Annotated in this window: 4 protein-coding genes; 2 read left to right on the forward strand and 2 right to left on the reverse strand. The window is 69.2% G+C overall.

Going from position 1 to position 6,000, the window contains the following annotated elements; all coding sequences use genetic code 11:
* The first annotated feature begins 33 nt into the window (after window positions 1-33).
* Both JWP60_RS07615 and JWP60_RS07620 read left to right on the forward strand, forming a co-directional pair.
* Window positions 34-1,569, forward strand: a complete 1,536-nt coding sequence (locus JWP60_RS07615) for a YifB family Mg chelatase-like AAA ATPase (RefSeq protein WP_299788674.1) — start codon at window positions 34-36, stop codon at window positions 1,567-1,569.
* A 35-nt stretch (window positions 1,570-1,604) separates the two neighbouring features.
* On the forward strand, window positions 1,605-2,786 hold the full coding sequence (locus JWP60_RS07620; RefSeq protein WP_299788677.1) for an MFS transporter: 1,182 nt from the start codon (window positions 1,605-1,607) through the stop codon (window positions 2,784-2,786).
* A 71-nt stretch (window positions 2,787-2,857) separates the two neighbouring features.
* On the opposite strand, the gene JWP60_RS07625 is transcribed toward JWP60_RS07620, so the two are convergent.
* Together JWP60_RS07625 and metH are read right to left on the reverse strand one after the other, a co-directional pair.
* Window positions 2,858-3,325: a glycine zipper 2TM domain-containing protein gene (locus JWP60_RS07625; protein ID WP_299788680.1), complete on the reverse strand. Its 468-nt coding sequence runs from the start codon at window positions 3,323-3,325 to the stop codon at window positions 2,858-2,860.
* Between the two features lie 90 nt (window positions 3,326-3,415).
* Window positions 3,416-6,000 (reverse strand): methionine synthase (gene metH, locus JWP60_RS07630; protein WP_299788683.1); only part of this gene is annotated, 2,585 nt, incomplete at its 5' end.

A 6,000-nucleotide genomic window follows, 5' to 3' on the forward strand; every position in this document is an offset into this window, starting at 1 on the left:
CGTCCATGCACCCGAACAGGGAGGAACGCGCTCGTGAGCCTGTGTTTGGTGCAAAGCCGCGCCCTGGTCGGGCTTGAAGCCGCTGCCGTCACGGTCGAGGTGCATCTGGCCAATGGCCTGCCCAACTTCATGCTGGTGGGCCTGGCCGACACCGAAGTGAAGGAGGCGCGCGAGCGCGTGCGCTCGGCCCTGCTCAACTCCGGGCTCGCGTTTCCGCACAACAAGCGGATCACGGTGAACCTGGCGCCCGCCGACCTGCCGAAGGACGGCGGGCGCTTCGACCTGCCGATCGCGCTGGGCATCCTGGCGGCCAGCGGGCAGATCGACGCGCAGCGGCTGGCCGGCCACGAGTTCGCGGGCGAACTGTCCCTGTCGGGCGAACTGCGGCCGGTACGCGGCGCGCTCGCCACCTCGCTGGCGCTGCATGCCGGCGGCAGCGCGGCGCGGCTCGTGCTGCCGCCGGCCAGCGCCGAAGAAGCGGCCCTGGTGCCGGGCGCACGGGTGGTGCGGGCGAAGCATCTGCTCGACGTCGTACGCCACTTCCTGCCCGCCAACCCGGAGGCGCCCGCGCCCGAATCGTCCGAGGGCTGGACGCCGCTCACCGCCAGCGCGCCAGCAACCGGCGCCTTGTATGCGGACCTGGCAGACGTGAAGGGCCAGGCGGGAGCGCGGCGAGCGCTGGAGATCGCCGCGGCCGGGGGCCATTCGCTGCTGCTGATGGGGCCTCCGGGCGCGGGCAAATCGATGCTCGCGCAACGATTCGCCGGGCTGCTGCCGCCGATGACGGTGACCGAGGCGCTGGAAAGCGCCGCGGTCGCCAGCCTGGCCGGCCGCTTCAGCCTGCAGCACTGGGCGCAACGACCGACCTGTGCGCCCCATCATTCGGCCAGCGCGGTTGCCCTGGTTGGCGGCGGCTCGCCGCCGCGGCCTGGCGAGATCTCGCTGGCGCACCACGGCGTACTGTTCCTCGACGAACTGCCCGAGTACCCGCGAGCCGCCCTGGAGGCCTTGCGCGAGCCGCTGGAGACCGGCCGCATCACCATTGCGCGGGCCGCGCGGCGCAGCGAATTCCCGGCGCGCTTCCAGCTGGTGGCGGCAATGAATCCGTGCCCGTGCGGCTGGCTCGGATCGGGCCGCGCCTGCCGCTGCTCGCCCGAGCAGGTCAGCCGCTACCAGGCTCGCCTGAGCGGCCCCTTGCTCGATCGCATCGACCTGCACGTGGAAGTGCCTGCCCTGGCGCCGGCCGAACTGCTCGATGCACCTGCCGGCGAGCCGACCGCGCCGGTGCAGGCCCGCTGCAGCGCCGCGCGGGAACGGGCGCTGCGCCGGCAGGGCAAGGGCAACCACGCGCTGCAAGGCGAGGAGATCGACCGCCATGCGCTGCTTTCCAGGGCGGCCGGGGACTTCCTGCGCAATGCGGCCACGCGCCTGGGCTGGAGCGCGCGCGCCACGCATCGCGTGCTGAAGGTCGCGCGCACGATCGCCGACCTGGCCGCCCTGCCTCACGTTGACGTCGTGCATGTGGCCGAGGCCGTGCAGTACCGGCGGGCATTGCCGGCGCTGGACTAGGCGGCGCTGGACTAGCCGCTGCCTACACTAGCCGCATGCACGACAAGGGGAGGCATGATCGCCGGCTGGTGCTGTGGCTCTCGCTCGCCCAGCTGATTACCTGGGGCAGCGTCTTCTACACCTTCGCCCTGCTGCTGGCGCCGGTGGAGCGCGAGCTCGGGCTCACGCGCGCGCAGTCCTCGCTGGCCTTCAGCCTGGCGCTGCTGGCGGAAGGCGTGTTCGCGTATCCGGTGGGGCGCTGGATCGACCGCGGCCACGAGCGCGCGGTGATGACGGGTGGCTCGCTGCTGGTGGCGATCGGGCTCGTTGCGCATGCAAACATTCACTCGGCGGCGGCGTTCTACGCCGTGTGGACGCTGCTTGGTGCGGCGCTGGCGGCGACGCTCTACACACCGGTGTTCGCAATCGTCACGCGCCGCTATCCCGACGATTTTCGCCGGGCGATCATCACCCTGACTTTCCTCGGGGGGCTGGCGAGCACCGTGTTCATTCCGCTGTCGGCCTGGCTGGTCGCAGCCTGCGGCTGGCGCGACGCGCTATGGATCCTGGCGGCGGTGCACCTGCTGGTGTGCGTGCCGCTGCACGCGATCTGCCTGCGCGGCGCGCCCGCGCCGACGCCGGTGCACTCCACCAGCGGCCACTCGCCGGCGACGCTGCTGCGCAGCGCGCCTTATCTCCTGATCACCGTCTTCGTGGTGGGCATGATGGCGATCACGGCGGCCATCCCGCCGCACCTGATCAGCCTCTTGCGCGAAAGCGGCCTGCGCGAGGCCTGGGTGATCGCCATCCCCGCCACCATCGGCGTGATGCAGGTCTTCGGCCGCGTGCTGCTGTTCTTCTTCGAGCATCGCTTCGACCTGCACGTGGCGAATCGCTGGATCCCCCTGCTGATCCCGCTGGCTCTGGCCGCATTGATCGCCGGCGCCGCATCGCCGCTGGCCGGCGTCGCCTTCGTCGTGCTCTACGGGCTGGGCAACGGCATGCTGACCATCGTCAAGGGAACGGCGGTGGCGCAGTACGTGAGCCGCGAGCACGTGGCCTCGCTCAATGGCGCACTCGGACTGCCGCAGGCGGTGGCGCGTGCGATTGCGCCCTTGCTGCTCGGCGTCCTGTGGACGCAGCAGGCGGGCTACCGCTGGGGGCTGGCGCTGTTGCTGGTGGTGGCGATGGTGGCGGCGGCGGCGCTGGTGCTGGCGCAGCGGCGGTCCTTGTTATAGGCCGCGTGGTGGGGTGCGACGCAGGGACGGCGCGTGGGCGGGATGCGCGCGAGCGCATCCCGCCACCAGGCTCAATAAGCGGAAATCCCGCGGCCATGCACCTTCACGATCATCCCGGTTTTCCACGCGGGCTGCGCGTCCTGCTCGAAGCTGCGCACGCTGCCATCGCGCATCTTCACCTGCGTGATCCACAGGTCCTTGGAGCTCACGCGCTTTTGCACCTCGTTGCCGGCATAGCCGCCGGCGACCGCGCCGCCGACCGTGGCCAGCGTCTTGCCGCCGCCCCGGCCGACCTGGTTGCCCAGGAGGCCGCCAGCCGCTGCGCCGGCGACGATGCCCAGCACGCCGCCTTCGCCCTTGCGCCTTTCGTGGCGCACGCCTTCGACCCGGCCGCAGTCGTCGCACACCTGCATCGCTTCGTGCTCGTGCTCGTGCCCGTGCATCTTCTTGGCGATGCCGGGCGGCAGGCCGTGCGGGTTGTCGGCGAGCGCACCGGTGGCGGCGAGTGCGACGAGGGTGGCGGTAACGAGTTTCTTCATGGCTGCTCCTTGCTGTGTCGCCATTAGACGGTCGAGCCAGCCGCCACGCCTACGCAAGGCGCAGCGTTCGTGAACCGCTTCACGGACCGATCACAAGTTCGGTGCAAGCAAACGTTGTAATTGCGCCAGATCGGCGCCCCGGCGCAACGCCTGGTCCTGCAACTGGTCTTCGCCGATGCGGCCGACGTTGAAGTACTGGCTGTCCGGGTGCGCGAGATAGAAGCCGCTGACGCTGGCGGCCGGCGACATGGCCATGCTGTCGGTCAGGTCCATGCCGATGTCCTGCGGCTGCAGCAGCGCGAACAGGTCGCGCTTGGCGCTGTGGTCCGGACACGCCGGGTAACCGGGGGCCGGGCGGATGCCGCGGTACTTCTCGCCGATCAGGTCCTCGTTCGAGAGCTGTTCGTCGGCCGCATAGCCCCACAGGTCCTTGCGCACCCGCTCATGCAGCGCCTCGGCCAGCGCCTCGGCAAGCCGGTCGGCCAGGGCCTTGAGCATGATCGCGGAGTAGTCGTCGTGGTCCGCCAGGAAGTACTGCTCCTTCTTGTCGACGCCGATCCCCGCGGTCACCGCGAACATGCCGGCGTAGTCGTTCGCCACGCCCCTGGGCGCGACGAAGTCGGCGAGGCAGCGGCTGGGACGCACCACGCCGTCGATCACCTGCTTCTCCGCCTGCTGGCGCAGGCCGTACCAGGTCATGACGGTCTCGCTGCGACTTTCGTCGGCATAGAACTGGATGTCGTCGTCGTTGACCGTGTTGGCCGGCCACAGGCCCATCACCGCGCTGGCGGTGATCCAGCGACCCTCGATCAGGCGCTTGAGCATGCGCTGGGCATCGGAGTACACGCGCACCGCCTCGCTGCCCACCACTTCGTCTTTCAGGATGTCCGGGAAGCGCCCGGCCAGGTCCCAGGTCTGGAAGAACGGGCCCCAGTCGATGTAGCGCGCCAGCTCCGCGAGGTCGTAATTGCGGAACACGCGGCGGCCGATGAACTTCGGTCGGGCCGGTGTGTAGCTCGCCCAGGCTATTGGCGTCTTGTTGGCGCGCGCCTTGGCCAGCGGCCACAGCGGCACCTGCTTCTTGTTGGCATGCAGCTCGCGCACCTTGACGTAGTCGGCCTCGACGTCGGCGATGTACTTCGCAGCTTGCTCGGAGAGCAGGCTGGAAGCGACGCTGACGCTGCGCGACGCGTCCGGCACATACACCACCGGCCCTTCGTAATGGGGCGCGATCTTCACCGCCGTGTGCACGCGGCTGGTCGTGGCGCCGCCGATCAGCAGCGGAATCTTCTTGATGCGGAAGTGCTCGTCCTTCTGCATCTCGCTGGCGACGTACTGCATCTCCTCCAGCGAAGGCGTGATCAGCCCCGACAGGCCGACGATGTCCGCGCCTTCGACCTTGGCCCTTGCCAGGATCTCGTGGCACGGGACCATCACGCCCATGTTGACCACCTCGAAGTTGTTGCACTGGAGGACGACGGTGACGATGTTCTTGCCGATGTCGTGCACGTCGCCCTTCACGGTGGCGATCACGATCTTGCCCTTGGCCCGCACGTCGGCGCCGGCGGCTTCCTGCCGCTTCTTCTCTTCCTCGATGTAGGGAATGAGGTGGGCCACCGCCTGCTTCATCACGCGCGCCGACTTCACCACCTGCGGCAGGAACATCTTGCCGGCGCCGAACCGGTCGCCCACGATGTTCATGCCGTCCATGAGCGGCCCTTCGATCACGTGCAGCGGCCGGCCGCCCTTGGCCACGATCTGCTGGTACATCTCCTCGGTGTCGGGGACGATGTGCTCGTTCATGCCGTGCACCAGCGCGTGCGCCAGGCGCTGCTCCACGGGCAGCGCGCGCCATTCGTTCTTCTTGCCTTCGTCCCTGGCCGCGCCCTTGGCCTGTTCGGCGATCTCCACCAGCCGCTCGCCGGCATCGGCACGGCGATTGAGCACCACGTCCTCGACCCGCTCGCGCAGTTCCGGCGCGAGCTCGTCGTACACGCCGACCATGCCGGCGTTGACGATGCCCATGTCCATGCCAGCCTGGATCGCGTGGTACAGGAAGACGGTGTGGATCGCCTCGCGGACCGGGTCGTTGCCGCGGAAGGAGAAGCTCACGTTGGAGACGCCCCCACTGACTTTCGCGCCCGGCAGGTTCTGCTTGATCCACTGCGTCGCCTCGATGAAATCGACGGCGTAGTTGTTGTGCTCCTCGATGCCGGTGGCGATCGCGAAGATGTTCGGGTCGAAGATGATGTCTTCCGGCGGGAAGCCGATCTCGTCCACCAGCAGCCGGTAGGCGCGCGTGCAGATGCTGGTCTTGCGCTGGTAGGTGTCGGCCTGGCCGGTCTCGTCGAAGGCCATCACCACGGCCGCTGCGCCGTAGCGGCGCACCAGCGTGGCCTGGCGGCGGAACTCCGCCTCGCCTTCCTTGAGCGAGATCGAGTTGACGATGCCCTTCCCCTGCAGGCACTGCAGGCCCGCCTCGAGCACCGTCCACTTGGAGCTGTCGACCATCACCGGGATGCGCGCGACCTCGGGCTCAGTCGCGATCACGTTCAGGAAGTGGCGCATCGCCTCCTCGCCTTCGAGGAGATCGGCGTCCATGTTGACGTCGAGCATGTTCGCGCCACCGCGCACCTGCTCTACCGCGACCGCGACGGCACCGGTGAAGTCGCCAC

Origin of the sequence: Ramlibacter sp. (assembly GCF_028291745.1) — a bacterium.
In the GTDB taxonomy this organism is placed as follows: Bacteria; Pseudomonadota; Gammaproteobacteria; order Burkholderiales; family Burkholderiaceae_C; genus Ramlibacter.